This window comes from Pantoea sp. X-Soil-TKNS-1280, assembly GCF_059730475.1.
Window position 1 is genome coordinate 1826588 of the sequence record NZ_AP035962.1, and the last position, 15489, is coordinate 1842076.

At 53.6% G+C, this 15489-nt stretch carries 19 protein-coding genes and 1 other annotated feature; of the genes, 8 read left to right on the forward strand and 11 right to left on the reverse strand.

The features are described 5' to 3' along the window. Positions 1–54: 54 nt before the first annotated feature. The 3 genes from nadE to AC6I8X_RS08565 form a co-directional block, all read right to left on the reverse strand. Positions 55–882, reverse strand: a complete 828-nt coding sequence (gene nadE, locus AC6I8X_RS08555) for an NAD(+) synthase (protein WP_313688444.1) — start codon at positions 880–882, stop codon at positions 55–57. Between the two features lie 117 nt (positions 883–999). Continuing rightward, entirely contained in the window at positions 1000–2190 is a 1191-nt protein-coding gene (locus AC6I8X_RS08560) for a multidrug effflux MFS transporter (protein WP_299452372.1), read from the reverse strand. Beyond that, the gene (locus tag AC6I8X_RS08565; protein WP_313688447.1) at positions 2187–2771 is read right to left on the reverse strand and encodes a TetR/AcrR family transcriptional regulator; all 585 of its coding nucleotides are present in this window, start codon (positions 2769–2771) and stop codon (positions 2187–2189) included. The genes AC6I8X_RS08560 and AC6I8X_RS08565 overlap by 4 nt, the downstream gene beginning before the upstream one ends. Positions 2772–2964: 193 nt before the next feature. On the opposite strand from AC6I8X_RS08565, the gene osmE reads away from it, so the two are divergent. Further along, positions 2965–3300: an osmotically-inducible lipoprotein OsmE gene (gene osmE / locus AC6I8X_RS08570; protein WP_299452376.1), complete on the forward strand. Its 336-nt coding sequence runs from the start codon at positions 2965–2967 to the stop codon at positions 3298–3300. Positions 3301–3357: 57 nt separating this feature from the next. Here the strand turns inward: osmE and AC6I8X_RS08575 are convergent, their stop codons facing one another. The 6 genes from AC6I8X_RS08575 to hxpB form a co-directional block, all read right to left on the reverse strand. Further along, positions 3358–3723 (reverse strand): DUF6515 family protein, encoded by a 366-nt coding sequence (locus tag AC6I8X_RS08575; RefSeq protein ID WP_497840895.1) that lies wholly within the window; start codon positions 3721–3723, stop codon positions 3358–3360. A gap of 196 nt (positions 3724–3919) precedes the next feature. Continuing rightward, entirely contained in the window at positions 3920–5311 is a 1392-nt protein-coding gene (locus tag AC6I8X_RS08580) for an L-cystine transporter (protein ID WP_497840896.1), read from the reverse strand. A 153-nt stretch (positions 5312–5464) separates the two neighbouring features. Continuing rightward, complete coding sequence (locus AC6I8X_RS08585; protein WP_497840897.1) at positions 5465–6055, reverse strand: metal-dependent hydrolase; 591 nt, start codon at positions 6053–6055, stop codon at positions 5465–5467. 132 nt (positions 6056–6187) lie between these two features. Continuing rightward, positions 6188–6949 carry a 2-dehydro-3-deoxy-D-gluconate 5-dehydrogenase KduD gene (gene kduD, locus AC6I8X_RS08590; RefSeq protein ID WP_313690418.1) on the reverse strand — a complete coding sequence of 254 codons (762 nt, stop codon included), beginning with the start codon at positions 6947–6949 and terminating at the stop codon, positions 6188–6190. A gap of 16 nt (positions 6950–6965) precedes the next feature. Then, complete coding sequence (kduI, locus tag AC6I8X_RS08595) at positions 6966–7802, reverse strand: 5-dehydro-4-deoxy-D-glucuronate isomerase (RefSeq protein WP_497840898.1); 837 nt, start codon at positions 7800–7802, stop codon at positions 6966–6968. 165 nt (positions 7803–7967) lie between these two features. Continuing rightward, positions 7968–8636: a hexitol phosphatase HxpB gene (hxpB, locus tag AC6I8X_RS08600; protein ID WP_313690404.1), complete on the reverse strand. Its 669-nt coding sequence runs from the start codon at positions 8634–8636 to the stop codon at positions 7968–7970. A 143-nt stretch (positions 8637–8779) separates the two neighbouring features. Here hxpB and AC6I8X_RS08605 point away from each other — a divergent pair, with 143 nt between their 5' ends. Further along, positions 8780–9316, forward strand: coding sequence for a YniB family protein (locus tag AC6I8X_RS08605; protein WP_299452391.1), 537 nt, complete (start codon positions 8780–8782; stop codon positions 9314–9316). Positions 9317–9320: 4 nt separating this feature from the next. On the opposite strand, the gene AC6I8X_RS08610 is transcribed toward AC6I8X_RS08605, so the two are convergent. Then, complete coding sequence (locus AC6I8X_RS08610; protein WP_497840899.1) at positions 9321–10214, reverse strand: fructosamine kinase family protein; 894 nt, start codon at positions 10212–10214, stop codon at positions 9321–9323. A 95-nt stretch (positions 10215–10309) separates the two neighbouring features. Next, complete coding sequence (gene ghoS / locus AC6I8X_RS08615) at positions 10310–10588, reverse strand: type V toxin-antitoxin system endoribonuclease antitoxin GhoS (RefSeq protein WP_497840900.1); 279 nt, start codon at positions 10586–10588, stop codon at positions 10310–10312. Positions 10589–10919: 331 nt separating this feature from the next. On the opposite strand from ghoS, the gene AC6I8X_RS08620 reads away from it, so the two are divergent. From AC6I8X_RS08620 to pheM, 6 genes are all read left to right on the forward strand, one after another. Beyond that, complete coding sequence (locus AC6I8X_RS08620) at positions 10920–11681, forward strand: DUF481 domain-containing protein (protein ID WP_497840901.1); 762 nt, start codon at positions 10920–10922, stop codon at positions 11679–11681. 244 nt (positions 11682–11925) lie between these two features. Beyond that, complete coding sequence (gene thrS, locus AC6I8X_RS08625) at positions 11926–13854, forward strand: threonine--tRNA ligase (RefSeq protein ID WP_497840902.1); 1929 nt, start codon at positions 11926–11928, stop codon at positions 13852–13854. 3 nt (positions 13855–13857) lie between these two features. Beyond that, complete coding sequence (gene infC, locus AC6I8X_RS08630) at positions 13858–14400, forward strand: translation initiation factor IF-3 (RefSeq protein WP_497841023.1); 543 nt, start codon at positions 13858–13860, stop codon at positions 14398–14400. A 100-nt stretch (positions 14401–14500) separates the two neighbouring features. Continuing rightward, positions 14501–14698: a 50S ribosomal protein L35 gene (gene rpmI / locus AC6I8X_RS08635; protein WP_010275699.1), complete on the forward strand. Its 198-nt coding sequence runs from the start codon at positions 14501–14503 to the stop codon at positions 14696–14698. Positions 14699–14864: 166 nt separating this feature from the next. Further along, positions 14865–15221, forward strand: a complete 357-nt coding sequence (gene rplT, locus AC6I8X_RS08640) for a 50S ribosomal protein L20 (protein ID WP_007892678.1) — start codon at positions 14865–14867, stop codon at positions 15219–15221. 115 nt (positions 15222–15336) lie between these two features. After that, positions 15337–15462, forward strand: a sequence feature (Phe leader region). Then, positions 15342–15386, forward strand: coding sequence for a pheST operon leader peptide PheM (gene pheM / locus AC6I8X_RS08645; RefSeq protein WP_121626058.1), 45 nt, complete (start codon positions 15342–15344; stop codon positions 15384–15386). (Overlaps the previous feature by 45 nt.) Positions 15463–15489: the final 27 nt, after the last annotated feature.

Genomic DNA, 15489 nt, shown 5'->3' on the forward strand with positions numbered 1-15489 from the left:
AAATGAGGCTGAGAAAGGCGTTTTCCGTCCAGGGGTGGAAAACGCCGGATGGGGTTATTTTTTCCAGAAATCGTCAAACACGGTAATCGGTGGGCGGCGTTTGTGTTCAGTTTTCAGATACCAGCCTTCGATGGTTTTAGCCGCAGCGGCATCGATGGTTTTCCCTTCCAGGTAGGCATCAATCTGCAGATAGGTCACTCCGAGTGCCACTTCATCCTGCAGGCCAGGACGATCGTCTTCGAGGTCGGCAGTGGGATGCTTCAGGTAGAGATGCTCCGGGCAGCCCAGCAGCTTCAGCAGCTGTTTACCCTGGCCTTTATTCAGACGGAAAATCGGGTTGATGTCGCTGCCGCCATCACCGTATTTGGTGAAGAAACCGGTGACCGCTTCTGCCGCATGGTCGGTACCTACCACCACGCCTTTGGTCATTCCGGCAATGCTGTATTGCGCTTTCATTCGTTCGCGCGCTTTTTCGTTGCCGCGAATGTAATCGGAAAGGGTAATGCCCGCGTCCTGCAAGGCGCGCTCACTGGCCAGCACCGCTTCTTTGATGTTGACCACCAGCGAACGATCCGGCTGGATAAATGCCAGCGCATCCTGACAATCCTGCTCATCTGCCTGCACGCCATACGGCAGGCGCACGGCGATAAAGGTGTAGTCCTGATCCCCGGTTTCTTCACGCAGTTCACGGATGGCGGTCTGCGACAGGATACCGGTCAGCGTGGAGTCCTGACCGCCGCTGATACCGAGCACCAGGGTTTTGATCCCCGGATTGGTTTTCAGGTACGACTTTAAAAAATCAACGCTGACGCGGATTTCCTGCTGGGGATCGATAACGGGTTTAACGCCTAAGGCTTCAATGATTTCCTGCTGCAGTGACATGAACCTCTCCTCAAGTCAGTTGCCTGGCGGCACAATACGAATGATGTCCTAAAGCTAACGCGGCTGGGCCAAAACAACAAGCCGTATGGCTTGTTGTCTCAGTTATTTGCTGGTAAATCAGGCGCTTTTCGGTTTCATTGCCAGCAGGAAAAACATCACAATCGCCAGCATAAAACAGCCGAAAATCGTACCCGTCATGCTGATAACCGAGGTGCCGCCGAGGCCGGTGACCGGCACGCTGATGGCACCAAGGGTGAACATCGTCACGCCAATAACCGCTGAAGCACTGCCCGCGCGATGTCCCTGGCTTTGCATCGCCAGTGATGAGGCGGTGGTGGCGATGACGCCGTTACTGGCGATGGTGAAGAACAATGCCACCAACAGCAGCGGCAGCGGTGCGCCGCTGATGCCTGCCAGCAACAGGCCGAGTGAGGCGACGAAGGCCAGCACCAGTCCGCCCTGCAACACCCGATACTCGCCCCACAATGGGCACAGGCGTGCGCTGGTCTGCGAAGCAATAATCAAACCGACGCCATTCGCAGCGAAGCAAAGGCTGAACGCCTGCGGTGACAAACCATAAATCTGCTGCAATACAAAGGGGGAGGCGCCGATATAGGCGAACATGCCCGCCATCATAAAGCCCTGGGTCAAACAGAAACCCATAAAGGGACGATGGGTGATGACCTGGCCGAGTGCCGCCCAGGCGGAGAACACCGATCCTTTACTGCGTCGTTCCGCTGGCAGCGTTTCATGCAATTTCCAGCGAGCCAGCAGGATCAGCACAATCGCGATTGCGGCCAGCACGACAAAAATACCGCGCCAGTTAAGCAGCGTCAGGAGCACGCCGCCCAGTACCGGCGCGGCAATCGGTGCCAGGCCGTTGACCAGCATCAGCAGCGCAAAAAAGCGCGTCAGTTCGTGACCGCTGTACATATCACGCGCCACGGCACGCGACAGCACTGCACCACCGGCACCGGCTAAGCCCTCAAACAGGCGTGCCACCAGCAGCTGGTTAATATCTTTGGCCAGTGCACAGCCAATTGAGGCAATAAACAGCAGCACCAGCGAGAGCAGTAACGGGCGCAGGCGGCCAAATTTGTCACTCATCGGGCCAAACAACAGCTGACCCGCTCCGAGGCCGAGCAGGCCCGCTGTCAGGCTTAACTGCGCGGTGGCCGTTTGGGTATGCAGATCCTGCGCCAGCTCTGGCAGCGCGGGGAGATAGAGATCGATACACAGTGGCCCAAGTGCTGCAAGCAGGCCAAGGATGATGGCGTAAACCAGGCGATTCGAATGTGCAGGTGTCATTTATCCTCTGTTTTTATTAAGTGTGAAATCAGGTTCTGATAAAGGTGTTGCAGGGTGACCGCTGACGCTTTCTGTGGCGTGAGTCGGCGCAGAGCGGTGCCATCAAACAGCACCGCCAATACTTCAACGCAGCCATCAACCTGGTCATCGCTGAGACCCGGATGGCTGGAACGAACCTTCTGTCGGGCATGGTTAAACATACGGGCATCGGCGGCTTCCAGCATGGCGGCGACGCGCGGATTACGACCTGCTTCGGCAGCGACATCCAGCATCAGCAAGTCATCTTCGCTATTCAGATTTTCACGTCCAGCGAGCAGGGCGGCGAGCTGATCGCTGTCAACCCGATCGCGCATTGCCGCCACGCGCCCATCCACGATGCGTTTTACCATCTCTTCAATGATGGCGTCTTTGCTGGGGAAATAACGGTAGATCTGCCCTACGCTAAGATTCGCCGCGCAGGCTAAGCGCGCCATACTGGCGGCATGGAAGCCTTCCCGGCGGAAACACTCGCGTGCGGCGCGAATGATTTCATCCTGGCGCTCACGGTGGCGCTGGTCTTTGTTTTCGCGTTGTCTGGTCATAACCGTCCTGAAAATAGTTTTGAGAGTGCTTATTCTCATTAGGCGATTATACGGTGGCGTATCGATGAGCACAGGTACTTTTACGCAATCCTGACGCTTCGGAACTGACTGAATCCGCAGCCATAAAGTTGATTAATCTGGATTTATGTTCCAGGCTTATAGCTACATGGACAAAGCGATGAGGAACAACAAGATGAATAAAGTGCTGGGATGTATCGTTGCCGCGATGACGCTGGCCGCGCTCTCTGGGTGTACGGCTTACGATCGCGCTGAAAGCTTCGTGACGAAGCCTGTGGTGAAGGATGTGAAAAAAGGCATGACCCGTGACCAGGTGCGTCAGATTGCCGGGCCGCCGTCAACGGAAATCACCATGGTACATGCGCGTGGGACTTGCCAGACTTATGTTCTGGGTGAACGCGATGGTAAGCCGCAGACCTATTTTGTCAGCTATAGCGACACCGGTCGCGTAATGAACTACGGCTTCCAGAGCTGTAAAGATTACGATACCGATCCGCAGGCTGCACAGTAAGCGCAGCAAAATAACAAACGGCCCGTCATTGACGGGCCGTTTTTCATTGGGGGGGGCTTATAAACCGTAAGGGCGCGGAACTTCGATATAACTGCCGTTGATATCGCGCTGGTAGTAATGACCTTCCTGCACGTAATAACGTCTGCCGTTGAAATCGAGTACCCGCATCCCTTCTACCGGTACTGGCTGTGGTGGCTGTACCACCACGTAGTTTTCTCCCTGACGCTGATAATAGCTGCCATTGAGCAGATAGTAGGTCAGGCCGCCAATCAACACTGCTGTCGCGGCATCGGGTAAGAAATGCAGCGGGCCGGGTCCTCCCCAGTGTGGTCCGGGACCGGGTCCCCATGGGCCGGGATGGGCGAGGGCGATGGCTGGCGTTAATAATGTTAACGCCAGCACCGAGGCGATAACTTTTTTCATGGGTCGTTCTCCTGCTATGACTGGTAGCAGGATTGGCTTTTCATCGATAAAACTCAAGCGGAAAGTGGCTGGTTTTTCCTCTATTTACCATGCTTAACACTTTCCTGACGGTAGCGCCATGATTGGTAGAGATTAGGGAGGAAAACCTGAGGGGGAATGACCAGATGCGCACTGAGTCGCATCTGGTATCGAGGGGTTAACGATGCGCCAGTTCGGCGTGTTCGTCGCTTTCCAGCACTTTTTTATCGGTCATACCGAGCCAGCGGCTGGTCAGTGAACCGGCGGTCATCGCACCGTTGACGTTGAGCGCGGTACGGCCCATATCGATCAGCGGTTCAATGGAAATCAGCAGTGCGACCAGCGTGACGGGCAGGCCCATCGCGGGCAGCACAATCAACGCGGCAAAGGTGGCACCACCGCCGACACCGGCAACGCCCGCCGAGCTCAGCGTGACGATTCCCACCAGTGTGGCAATCCACAGCGGATCAAACGGGTTGATGCCTACCGTCGGCGCAACCATCACCGCCAGCATGGTCGGATACAAACCGGCACAACCGTTCTGGCCGATAGTGGCACCAAACGAGGCGGAGAAACTGGCGATAGATTCCGGCACACCAAGGCGGCGGGTCTGGGTTTCCACATTCAGCGGAATGCTGGCTGCACTGGAGCGGCTGGTGAAGGCAAAGGTAATCACCGGCCAGACTTTACGGAAGAAACGCAGTGGGTTGATACCATTGACGGACAGCAACAGCGCGTGCACGCCAAACATAATGGCAAGACCGAGGTACGACGCCAGCACAAAGCCACCGAGCTTGATAATGTCCTGCAGATTAGAACCCGCCACCACTTTGGTCATCAGCGCCAGCACACCGTAGGGCGTCAGCTTCATAATCAGACGTACCAGCTTCATTACCCAGGATTGCAGGGTATCAATGGCAACCAGCACGCGTTCGCCTTTGGCTTTGTCATCTTTCAGCAGCTGCAGGGCGGCCACACCGAGGAATGCCGCAAAAATCACCACGCTGATGATCGAGGTCGGGCTGGCACCGGTCAGGTCGGCAAACGGATTTTTCGGGATGAAGGAGAGCAGCAACTGCGGCACGGTGAGATCGGCCACTTTGCCAATGTAGTTGCTTTGAATTGCGTTCAGGCGTGCGGTTTCCTGCGCACCCTGAACCAGGCCGTCGGCGCTCAGGCCAAACAGGCCGGTTACCATCACGCCGACCAGCGCTGAGATAGCGGTGGTAAACAACAGCACGCCAATCGTCAGGACGCTGATTTTTCCCAGCGAAGAGGCATTGTGCAGGCGCGCTACCGCGCTGAGGATCGAGGCGAAGACCAGCGGCATCACAATCATTTGCAGTAGCTGGACATAGCCGTTGCCCACAATGTTGAACCAGCTAATCGAAGCTTTAACCACCGGGCTGTTCTCACCATAAAGGGTCTGCAGCGCCAGGCCAAACAGCACGCCGAAGACCAGGCCTGTCAGGACGCGTTTTGACAGGCTCCAGCGGTCATTACCGATGCGAGCCAGCAGCACCAGCAACGCGGCGAACACCACGAGATTAATAATCAGGGGAAAATCCATGCTCTACTCCAGAGATTTGCCGCGCCTCTGCATGTGCGGGCGCGGAATACAGGGTGATTCCTTCGCAGGAATGGCGGCATGTTATCAGTTCATAAAACAGCAAGCTTATATCCAAATGGAATTGATTATAACAATATGCTGATTTTTGTCTGATTATTGCGCGGTGTGACTATTAATTAATCGACCTACGCCATTTTGTAGCGTGCTGAACAACTGTTCCGGCCAGCCGTTTGCACCAAAAGATGGCAGTCCGGGTGGAAACCACAGGGCATAACCCACCAATGCCAGGCACAGGGCGCGCTCCAGTTGGTTGCCTTTCTGGCTATTGAGCACTGGCAGGCGAAAGCGCCAGCGGCAGGGCCACAGCAGGGGAACACCCGCCGGGGTGAGCATATCGGCGACAATATGGCTGAGATAGCCGAGGGTCATGCCTTGCAATACATCGGCAGGAATCGGCCAGCTGGCGGGAACATTAATCTGGAATAGCCAGAGACTCACCGCCACCGCCAGTAAACTGTGGGTAAAGCCACGATGACCAAAGGCACGTGCAATCGGTTGAGAAAGCCATCTCAGTCGTTGTCCCAGCACCGATTTAGGGTGATCAATATCCGGTAGCAGGCAGGTCAGCAGCGTAGCAGGCACCAGATGCCACCAGTCGGCACTGGCCATCACGGGTGTCAGCTCGGCGCGTTTGGCAAAAATAGCGCTGGCAATGGCGAAAATGATGTGGCCTTCGGCCGTCATGATAAAACCTGGCTGCAAACTGTCGATGCATCCAGTATAGGGATTTATCCAGTGAATGAGAATATGTGACGCTGTAACCAGGCGTGAATTTAAGACGATACCCGCGCCAGAATGACGCGGGAAATGAGAGGCTTAGCGCGCCAGCCAGCCACCGTCCACTGCCACGGTGTAGCCGTGGACGTAGTCAGAAGCGCTGGAGGCGAGGAACACCACTGGCCCCATCATATCGTCCGGCATCCCCCAGCGTCCGGCCGGAATACGGGCGAGGATCTCTTCACTGCGCGATTCATCATCGCGAATCTGTTGCGTGTTATTCGTCGCCATATAGCCGGGGGCAATGGCGTTGACATTGATGCCATGCTTCGCCCATTCGTTGGCCATCAGCCGCGTCAGCCCCATTACCGCGCTTTTGGACGCCGTGTAGGAAGGAACGCGAATGCCCCCCTGAAACGACAGCATCGAGGCAATGTTAATGATCTTACCGCCACGCCCCTGAGCAATGAATTGCCGGGCGACCTGCTGTGAGAGAAAAAACAGGCTCTTGCTGTTAATGTTCATGACATCATCCCAGTCTTTTTCACTGAAATTCAGGGCATCTTCACGGCGGATAATGCCAGCGTTGTTGACCAGAATATCAATGTGACCTGCCTGTGCCACCGCCTGTTCCACAATGTGCGACACGGTGGACGGCTGAGTGAGATCGGCCTGAATTGACCAAAAACGACGACCTAACGCGATGACTTTTTCTGCCGTATCATCAGGCCCGGCACGGTTGACTCCGATAATATCGCAGCCAGCCTGCGCCAGTCCGAGCGCCATCCCCTGGCCCAGCCCGGTATTACAACCGGTGACCAGCGCCACTTTCCCTTCAAGACAAAAAGCATTCAGAATCATGGTATTTCCCCGTGCTTTAACGCAGCGCACTGACGCTGACGTGGTCCATGTCATCAAACACCTGATTTTCACCGACCATGCCCCAGATAAAGGTATAACGCTGGGTACCGACACCGGCATGAATCGACCAACTGGGTGAAATCACCGCCTGCTCGTTATGTACCAGCAGATGACGGGTTTCCTGCGGCTGGCCCATCATATGGAATACCGCGCTGTCGGCGGCCATATCGAAATAAAAGTAGACTTCCATTCGGCGTTCATGGGTGTGGCAGGGCATGGTGTTCCACAGGTTGCCCTCATCAAGACGGGTCAGCCCCATGGTGAGCTGACAGGTTGGCAACACATCCGGCACGATAAATTTATTAATGGTGCGACGGTTAGAGGTGGCAACATCACCCAGCGTGGCTTTTACGGCGTCATCGAGGGTGATTTTTTTATCGGGATAGCGGGTGTGTGCCGGGGCGCTGTTGTAATAAAACTTCGCCGGATGGCTGGCATCGCTGCTGCGGAAAATAACCTGCTTTGCCCCCTGGCCGACATACAGCGCTTCCTGATGACCGATTTCCCAGGTTTTACCCTCCACCTCAATCAGGCCGGGGCCACCGATATTGATCACCCCCAACTCACGGCGCTCAAGAAAATAGCTCACACCGAGCTGCTGACCTACCTCACTGCCAATGGTGACTGCCTGCTGAAGCGGCATCACGCCACCAATAATGATGCGGTCAATGTGGCTGTAGGTGAGGGTGTAATCATCCGGGGTGAAAATGTTTTCAATGAGAAATTCGCGGCGCAGGGCGGCGGTATCGAGGGTTTTAGCATGCTCGCTGTGAATGCTTTGACGTACGTCCATCTCAGGCCTCTTGATTAAAGAAGGAATAGGTCCCGATGCGGGTCTGTTGGCATCTTAGGCAGGGTGGGATATGAATTCAATAAAAATGAAACATTGTTTTATTTATTTGTGTTGGCGATCAAATCGGCAAAAAAAAGCCCGCTGTCAGAGCGGGCTATCGGGCTGTCAGCCATGCAGATGGGGAGCGGTCAGCTGGGTGAGATCGTCCAGCCGAACATTCGCCAGCGCCCAGCGCGCATCAGCGCGATGTTCGGCTGCCGGGACGACGATTGAACGCATTCGCGCCGCTTTGCTGGCAACCATGCCGTTAAAGGAATCTTCCAGCGCCACGCAGTTCAGAGGGTCGATAGCCAGCTTTGCCGCCGCATCAAGATAAACCTGCGGATGCGGCTTGCTGTAGGGGAGCCGCTCCGCTGAAGCCAGCACGTCAAAATAGTGACGCAGGTTAAACATCTCCAGCACTCGCTCCAGCATATGCATCGGTGAGGCGGAGGCGAGACCAATTTTCAATCCCTGTTGGCGGCATAACAGCAGAGCCTGCTCAACACCAGGCAGCAGCGGGCGGGTCTCTTCCACCAGCGTCAGTGCACGCGCAATGATACGGTCGGTGACTTCCTGCTGGTCCGGTCCGTTCCACGGTAGCGCTTCGTACCACATGCGGACAGTCTGATCGATGCGCAAACCTAAGGTGTCCGGCAATTCGTGGCGGCGGGTGAGATCCACCCCCAGGGTGGCAAAAACATCCAGTTCGGCGCGATCCCACAGCGGTTCTGAGTCGATCAGCAATCCGTCCATATCAAAAATGGCGGCCAGAACAGGGCGACGATATGACATACAGCGGCTCCGTTTGAAATTTGGCTAACCTTAACACGACTCAGCATGAAAACCGACCAGCCATCATGCCGCGCATTTTTCAGGAAAAAAAGCCGCAGTACAGGTAGACTTAGGGCAAATCTTATTCTGTTCAGGGAGACACCATGACTTACCAACAGGCTGGCCGCATCGCCATCCTTAAGCGAGTGGCTGGCTGGGTGATTTTTATTCCGGCACTTTTGTCCACCATCATCTCCGTTTTAGGTTTCATGTTTAAGCACAGCGAAAAGCAACCCGGCATCGACGCGGTGATGCTCGATTTTGTGCATGTCATGATTGATATGGTGAAGTTTAATACGCCGTTTCTGAGTTTTTTCTGGCAAAACTCCCCGGTGCCGGAGTTTAAAGGGGAAACAAATATTGGTTTCTGGATTATCTACTTTCTGATTTTCGTTGGTATTGCGATGCAGGCCTCGGGCGCACGCATGTGGCGTCAGTCACGCCATATAAAGGAAGGCATTGAAGACCAGCTCATTCTGGAGCAGGCAAAAGGCAGCGAGGGACGCAACCGTGCGCAGCTGGAGGAGAAAATCCACGTGCCGCGTCATACCATTCTGTTGCAGGTCTTTCCGTTGTACATCCTGCCGATTGTGATCGCGATTGCCGGTTACTTCGTACTGAAATTGCTCGGTTTGCTGTAAACCGTCAGGCCGGTCTGGCCTGACGTTGTACCACCGCATCTTCATCCAGCAACTGGTCGATGGCGAATTGCGCTTCGTCCGACCAGTTGCCACCGAACACGTTAGCGCGGTTCAGCAGATAGTAAAGTTGATACACCGGCTGACGCTGCGAGAAACCTTCCGCCAGCGGCCATACGGCGTGATAGCCTTCGTAAATCTGCCGCGGCAAATCGGCGTAATAGCTCAGCATTGCCAGGTCACACTCGCGATCGCCCCAGTAGCATGCAGGGTCAAAAATCCAGGGGCCGCCGGGACTACCGGCGCAATTCGCCGGCCACAAGTCGCCATGCAATAACGAAGGTTGCGGATGATGGTTCGCCAGGGCGCGTTGCACGCAGTCAACGATCCGATCCATATCGCCGTAGCTGACGCCTTTCTCCGCCGCCAGCTGCAACTGCCAGCCGATACGTTGTTCGGCAAAAAACACCGACCAGCGGCGCAGCCAGCTATTGGGTTGTGGCGTGGTGGTGATGTTGTTGTCGAAATCAAGGCCAAACTGTGGCTGTTCGCTCCATTGATGCAGATGCGCCAGCTGCTGGCCAAGCTGAAAGGCGGTGTGTTCATTCAGCGGGTCGGGCGGCAGATACTCCAGCAGCAGAAAACTGGTATCACGATCGTTACCTACGCCGTATACCTGAGGTACGCGCACCGTCTGGGTTCGCGCCAGCAGTGCCAACTGGTCGGCTTCCCAACTGAACAGGGTGAGCATATCGCGGGTATTGCATTTGACGAACACATCGAGGTTGCCATAGCGAATGCGCCAGGCTGGATGGACGTCCCCCCCGGGGAGTTCATGGCGTTCGGTGATTTCGGCATCGCCGGCATACTCGCTTAACAGTCGACTAATGGCTGACCACATGGGGTAATCCTCTTTATTCGCTGCCTGAGTTCAATTGTAACGCTCAAAACCTGAACAAAACCAGTGTGGACGCGCGCTTTTCACACCCGTCAGGGTTATTCTTTCAAAAAAGCCTCAAGAGTTGTGACTGCAACCTCAGGCCTCTCACCCAGCGCAACGGCAGCCAATCCGCTGGCGTGCTCAGCCAGCTCTTGTTCTTCCAGCGCACTGACCAAACCGAAACTGTTGGTGCCCAGCTCGTGCGGATGTCCATCGGCATCATTCAAGGTGGTGTTGTAGCCGCCATTGACCATGACACTGTTCAGCGATTGCACATCGCTCAGACCTTTTTCCTGATAAAGAATGGTCACAATGTAACGCTTCAGGTCGCTCATCTTTCACCTCATTGTTCTGGAACAGATTTCAGCGTAGACCAGCGTGATGAATTGAGCGAATTTGCAGCAATTAGCGCAAATATATGGCCGGATTTTCTCTGTCCGGGGTTCAGAAAATTCTTGTAGCAATTCGGCTGCTATTTCGCTAATTGCCCTCTATAATGCGCGCCGTTAATGAGAATAATCCCATTAGCGGCGCGGCCTCAGCGCAAAACCTGGCTTTTCCGGTGACTTCATACTTTTTTACAAAACTTACAGTAAATTGCGTTGATCGTCCGGGAAAACTCTTCAGACTCATCACTTTTTAAACCGTCGTACGGGTCACACTTAAATGAAAGCCTTTAACAAGCTGTCCGCTGTTCTCTTGCTCTCTGTTGGAGCATTTTGTCACCAGGCATTTGCAGATAACACCGTATTCACCTCCATGGATGACCCTTCAACGGCAAAAAAACCGTTTGAAGGCAGCGCGTCAGCGGGTTACCTGGCGCAGACCGGTAACACCACCAGCTCCGCACTCAGCGCAGCAACCTCCATGACATGGTATCGCACCAGTACCGCATTCAGTCTGTGGGGTAACGCGGCGAACAACTCATCGAACGATGTGCGTTCTTCCGAGACTTACAATATTGGTGGTCGTACCCGTTATAACCTCAATAGCGCTGATTATTTGTTCGGCCAGGCCAGCTGGCTGAGTGACCGTTTTAACGGCTATTACGCCCGTGATGTACTGACTGCCGGTTATGGTCGTCAGCTGATGAGCGGTCCTGTTCACTCACTGCGTGCTGAATTCGGTCCGGGTGTGCGTTATGACGATTTCGAAGACGGTGGACATGAAACTAAGGCACTGGGTTATGGTGCGCTGAGCTACCAGTGGCAGCTGACTGACACCACCAAATTTATCCAGGGCGTGTCTATCCTGACCAGCTTTGGCGAAGATACCACCCTGAACTCCGAAACCGGTTTGCAGGTGGCGATCAACGAACACTTCGCATTGAAACTGGCTTACAACGTGACCTGGAATAACAATCCGCCGGAATCTGCGCCGGATCGTACCGATACCAAAACCACCATCCAGCTGACTTACGCGATGTAACAAGCTCAAGGTGAACACCGCTGCCTGGCCTGCGCCACGCAGCGGTTTTTTTTTAGCTGACGCAGGCTTAGCGCATTTTCTGCGGGTTTTGCTCGCCGGTGAAAGCTGTTATTATCACCGGCGCTTTATCTCCCAGGCGTCATTCCGACAATGTGGGTCTGACATTACGCCGGGTTACCCTTATTTAAACTCAATGTTGCATGTAGGCTTTCGTGTGGCTTACCACTGCAATTAAGGATATGAAATGCCAGTAATTACTCTTCCTGATGGCAGCCAGCGCAGTTTTGATCGTCCGGTAAGCGTGATGGATATCGCGCTGGACATCGGCCCTGGTCTGGCGAAAGCCTGTATTGCCGGTCGTGTGAATGGCGAGTTGGTGGACGCAGTCGATCTGATTCATGACGATGCGCAGGTGGCGATTATCACCGCCAAAGATGACGCAGGTCTGGAAATTATCCGTCACTCCTGTGCGCACCTGCTGGGCCATGCTATCAAGCAGCTGTGGCCGAACACCAAAATGGCGATCGGGCCGGTGATTGATAACGGCTTCTATTATGATGTCGATCTGGAACACACCCTGACGCAGGAAGATCTGGATCAGCTGGAAAAGCGTATGCACCAGCTGGCTGAAACAAATTACGACGTCATCAAGAAAAAAGTGAGCTGGCAGGAGGCGCGTGACGTCTTTGCCGCACGCGGTGAGAACTATAAAACCACCATTCTTGATGAAAACATCAGCCATGATGACCATCCTGGCCTGTACCATCATGAAGAATACATCGACATGTGCCGTGGTCCGCACGTGCCGAATATGCGCTTCTGTCATCACTTTAAGCTGCAGAAAATTTCTGGTGCTTACTGGCGCGGTGACAGCAACAACAAAATGCTGCAACGCATTTACGGCACTGCCTGGGCAGATAAAAAGCAGCTGGCTGCGTATCTGCAACGTCTGGAAGAAGCGGCGAAGCGCGATCACCGTAAAATCGGTAAGCAGCTCGATCTCTACCATATGCAGGAAGAAGCACCGGGCATGGTGTTCTGGCACAACGACGGCTGGACCATCTTCCGTGAGCTGGAAGTGTTTGTACGCAGTAAGCTGAAAGAGTACCAGTACCAGGAAGTAAAAGGCCCGTTCATGATGGACCGCGTGCTGTGGGAAAAAACCGGGCACTGGGAAAACTATAAAGAAGCGATGTTCACCACCTCTTCTGAGAACCGTGAATATTGCATCAAGCCGATGAACTGCCCAGGGCATGTGCAGATCTTCAATCAGGGTTTGAAATCCTATCGCGATCTGCCGCTGCGTATGGCGGAGTTCGGTAGCTGCCATCGCAATGAGCCGTCAGGCGCGCTGCATGGTCTGATGCGCGTACGTGGTTTTACCCAGGATGATGCTCACATCTTCTGTACCGAAGATCAGGTACGTGATGAGGTGAACAGCTGTATCCGTATGGTGTATGACATGTACAGCACCTTCGGCTTTGAAAAAATTGTGGTGAAACTCTCCACCCGTCCAGAAAAACGTATCGGTACTGATGAAATGTGGGACCGTGCGGAAGTGGATTTGGCGGAAGCGCTAAAAGAAAACCAGATTCCGTTTGAATATCAACCGGGTGAAGGTGCATTCTATGGCCCGAAAATTGAATTTACCCTGCACGATTGTCTTGATCGCGCCTGGCAGTGTGGCACCGTTCAGCTAGACTTCTCCCTGCCGAAGCGTCTGGACGCCACTTATGTGGGTGAAAACAACGATCGCCAGACACCGGTAATGATTCACCGTGCAATTCTTGGCTCGATGGAGCGTTTCATCGGTATTCTGACCGAAGAATTTGCTGGCTTCTTCCCAAGCTGGCTGGCTCCGGTTCAGGCTGTGGTGATGAATATCACCGACAGTCAGGCAGAATATGTCACCGAATTGACAAAGAAATTGCAAAATGCGGGCATTCGTGTCAAAGCAGACTTGAGAAACGAGAAGATAGGCTTTAAAATCCGCGAGCACACATTACGTCGCGTCCCTTATATGCTGGTTTGCGGTGAGAAAGAGGTGGAAGCAGGCAAAGTTGCCGTGCGCACCCGCCGTGGTAAAGACCTCGGGAGCATGGACGTAGATGTGTTTGTTGAGAAGCTGCAACAAGAGATTCGCAGCCGACATCTTCACCAATTGGAGGAATAAGGTATTAAAGGCGGAAAACGAGTACAACCGACGCGTCCTAATCGTATCAACGGCGAAATTCGCGCTACTGAAGTGCGCCTGACTGGCGTTGATGGCGAGCAACTTGGCATTGTGTCTCTGCGCGAAGCTATCGAGAAAGCAGAAGAAGCTGGCGTAGATTTAGTTGAAATCAGCCCTAACGCCGAACCGCCGGTTTGCCGTATTATGGATTACGGCAAGTTCCTCTATGAAAAGAGCAAATCTTCTAAGGAACAGAAGAAGAAGCAGAAAGTTATCCAGGTTAAGGAAATTAAATTCCGTCCTGGTACCGACGAAGGCGACTATCAGGTAAAACTCCGCAGCCTGATTCGTTTTCTGGAAGAGGGCGATAAAGCCAAAATCACGCTGCGTTTCCGTGGTCGTGAGATGGCGCACCAACAGATCGGTATTGAAGTGCTTAACCGCGTGAAAGACGATCTGGTTGAACTGGCAGTGGTCGAATCCTTCCCATCGAAGATCGAAGGCCGCCAGATGATCATGGTGCTCGCACCTAAGAAGAAACAGTAGGCTTTCAAGTAATAAATTCCGCGCAGCGTTCGCGTTGTGCGGTTTTTTATTCGCCTGTCTGATTCATTTTATTAACAATGCGAAGTGGATATTTGTAAAAATGCCAAAGATTAAAACTGTACGTGGCGCGGCTAAGCGCTTCAAGAAGACCGCTTCTGGCGGCTTCAAGCGTAAGCACGCGAACCTGCGTCATATTCTGACCAAAAAATCAACTAAGCGTAAACGTCACCTGCGTCCGAAAGGCCTGGTGTCTAAAGGCGATCTGGGTCTGGTTATTGCCTGCCTGCCGTACGCATAAGTTTAATTTTTTTCAGTCCCGATAGATTTCGGGTTGCAGCAAGGCGGCAACTGAGTGAAGACCTGAGCTTACATTAGTAAGTGACTGGGATGAACGAAGGCAGCCAACCGCCGCTGCGGCACGAAAGATAAAGGGAAAATTCAGAATATAGAAACAGGAGAGTCACATGGCTCGCGTAAAACGTGGTGTAATTGCTCGCGCACGTCACAAAAAAATCTTAAAACAAGCTAAAGGCTACTACGGTGCACGTTCACGTGTATACCGCGTTGCCTTCCAGGCTGTTATCAAAGCTGGTCAGTATGCTTACCGTGACCGTCGTCAACGTAAGCGTCAGTTCCGTCAGCTGTGGATCGCACGTATCAACGCTGCGGCGCGTCAGAACGGCATCTCTTATAGCCGTTTCATCAATGGCCTGAAAAAAGCGTCCATTGAAATCGACCGTAAAATCCTGGCTGACATCGCTGTATTCGACAAAGTGACATTTACTGCACTGGTTGAAAAAGCAAAATCAGCTCTGGCGTAAGTCAGGTAAAAAAGGGAGCTTGCTCCCTTTTTTATTATCCGCAAGCCACGCAAAAGATTGACATTTTACGCGCCGCGCTTTTCAATAGTGCCGTTGAAATCATGACAAGGTAACGCAAGCATGCACGCTGCTATTTTCCGTTTCTTTTTTTACTTTAGCGCCTGACATTCGGGGGCTTTTGCGCATAAGAAAAGAAACGAAAAATCGCGCTGAAAGCCTCCCTCGTGGAGGCTTTTTTGTTTCTGGCGACACTACATTGGATCCACGG